Origin of the sequence: Testudinibacter sp. 'clade 2', assembly GCF_006227735.1 — a bacterium.
In the GTDB taxonomy this organism is placed as follows: domain Bacteria; phylum Pseudomonadota; class Gammaproteobacteria; order Enterobacterales; family Pasteurellaceae; genus Chelonobacter.
Genome location: NZ_VDHB01000051.1, coordinates 1 through 2,145, shown reverse-complemented (window position 1 = coordinate 2,145; position 2,145 = coordinate 1). Strand labels below are relative to the sequence as shown.

Genomic DNA, 2,145 nt, shown 5'->3' with positions numbered 1-2,145 from the left:
CGCCTAGATTGTGCTCATTTTAAACCACAACTCAAAATATAAACAAAGATCAACAGACCCTAGGCTCTGTTGAAATTTTATTGCGCATTTTCCTTTGTGCTTTGTCGACTTATTGATACAATTTGCGCTACCATTTAACTAAATGACTTTGAAGCAGAAAAATAATGACCAAGAAAAAACCAAAAGTCGGTTCCAATACCATCGCCCTCAATAAAAGAGCGCGACACGATTATTTTATTGAAGAAGAGATCGAAGCCGGTTTGTCGCTGCAAGGCTGGGAAGTCAAGTCAATGCGTGCCGGTAAGGCGAATATCAGTGACAGCTATGTGATTTTCAAAGATGGCGAAGCCTATCTGTTCGGTGCGATGATCACCCCGTTGAATGTTGCCTCTACCCATGTGGTCGCTGATCCAACCCGCACCCGTAAATTACTGCTCAGCAAACGAGAGTTGGACAATTTGTTCGGCAAAGCTAACCGTGACGGCTTCACCATCGTCGCCCTCTCTTTATATTGGAAAAATGCTTGGGCAAAAGTCAAAATCGGCTTGGCAAAAGGCAAAAAGCAACATGATAAGCGTGATGCGATCCAAGACCGAGAATGGCAGCGCACTAAAGAACGGATTATGAAGCACAGTAACAGAGGTTAATTCGCTAACTTACGCAAAGATGAAAGCCAAATCGGTAACCCAGATTTGGCTTTTTTATCGGTATCAAATTGAATTAGGGCTAAACTGAAAACTGAGTCACCAGCCGTTTCGGGTGAATCACGCTGTATTGGTCCACTTCTGCCACCCCTAAAAAACACTGTTTATCGCTGTATAACCGCACTTGCCCTTGTAGCTGTTGCGGATTGTCAAAACGCAGCCGCTGCCCGAAACTGATCGCTCGGGTCTGTTCTGGATTCAGATCAATTTTTGCCAAGTTTGCCACCGCAGTATCTGCCGCCAGCAAATGTTGATCCAATAAGCTCAACGCTTGCTGCTCCGCCAATTGTTGCAGAGTTTGCAACGTCACCATCGACTGGGTAGGATAACTCGCCACCGCACTTCGGTGCAACACGGTAACGTGTGCGCCACAGCCGAGAAATTCACCGAGATCGTCAATCAAAGTACGAATATAAGTACCTTTTGAACAATGTACCTCAAGGGTTAAAAATGGCGCTTGATAATCTATAAATTCCAATTCAAAAATCGTAATCGGGCGGGCTTCGCGTTCGACTGTAATGCCGGCACGGGCATATTCATACAGCGGTTTGCCTTGGTGTTTCAAGGCCGAAAACATGGTCGGCACTTGCTGCAACTCACCACGAAAGTGCGGTAGCGCCGCCAGAATTTGCTCCAGACCGCACTTGACCTCACGCACGGCTACCACTTGCCCTTCGGCGTCAGAGGTGTCGGTGCGCTCCCCCAATTTTGCGGTGACACGATAGCGTTTATCAGCATCCAGCAGAAATTGGGAAAACTTGGTCGCTTCGCCCAAGCAGATCGGCAACATTCCGGTTGCCAGCGGATCCAAAGCACCGGTATGTCCGGCTTTATTGGCTTGATAGAGACGTTTGACTTTCTGCAACAGATCGTTGGAACTCAACCCTTGTGGTTTATCGAGCAGCACGATACCGTCAATGTCACGCCCTCGTTTTCTTGGTCTCGACACAATTTTTCCGTTTATTGATTATCATCTTTATGTTTGGCTTTGTCTTCATTCAGCACTTGGCTGACCAAATTCGACATCCGCATTCCTTCGACCAACGAATTGTCGTATTCAAAACGCAATTCCGGCACAATCCGCAACCGCATCGCTTTGCCCAGTAATGAACGAATATAGCCGGACGCCTGATGCAGCCCTTCCATACCGTTTTTTACTGCTTCCTGATCTTGATCGAACAAGAATGTGACAAATACTTTGGCGTACACCAAATCACGCGACAGTTCTACATCAGACACTGTTACCATGCCGATACGTGGATCTTTCACTTCACGCTGTAAAATTATTGCGATCTCTTTTTTTATCTCTTGCGCCACTCGCTGCGAGCGACTAAATTCTCTTGCCATTTTATTTTTCCTTTGTTTATGCAAAAGGCGATCAAATGATCGCCTCGGTTTCTTGACAAAGATATTTGATGAGGCAATGTAGGGGCGGATTATA

General features: G+C 46.2%; 3 protein-coding genes. 1 reads left to right on the top strand and 2 read right to left on the bottom strand.

Annotated elements, in window-relative coordinates:
• Nucleotides 1-164 precede the first annotated feature (164 nt).
• On the top strand, nt 165-647 hold the full coding sequence (gene smpB, locus FHQ30_RS04465) for an SsrA-binding protein SmpB (RefSeq protein WP_132964643.1): 483 nt from the start codon (nt 165-167) through the stop codon (nt 645-647).
• A 79-nt stretch (nt 648-726) separates the two neighbouring features.
• On the opposite strand, the gene truB is transcribed toward smpB, so the two are convergent.
• Nucleotides 727-1,653 carry a tRNA pseudouridine(55) synthase TruB gene (gene truB / locus FHQ30_RS04460; RefSeq protein ID WP_139612182.1) on the bottom strand — a complete coding sequence of 309 codons (927 nt, stop codon included), beginning with the start codon at nt 1,651-1,653 and terminating at the stop codon, nt 727-729.
• Between the two features lie 11 nt (nt 1,654-1,664).
• A complete protein-coding gene (gene rbfA, locus FHQ30_RS04455; protein WP_139612181.1) occupies nt 1,665-2,051 on the bottom strand; it encodes a 30S ribosome-binding factor RbfA in 387 nt (128 codons plus the stop codon).
• Nucleotides 2,052-2,145 lie beyond the last annotated feature (94 nt).

Excerpts from the sequence above, each read along its gene's own strand:
- smpB (WP_132964643.1), top strand. The coding sequence starts at position 165 with ATGACCAAGAAAAAACCAAAAGTCGGTTCCAATACCATCGCCCTCAAT.
- rbfA (WP_139612181.1), bottom strand. The coding sequence starts at position 2,051 with ATGGCAAGAGAATTTAGTCGCTCGCAGCGAGTGGCGCAAGAGATAAAA.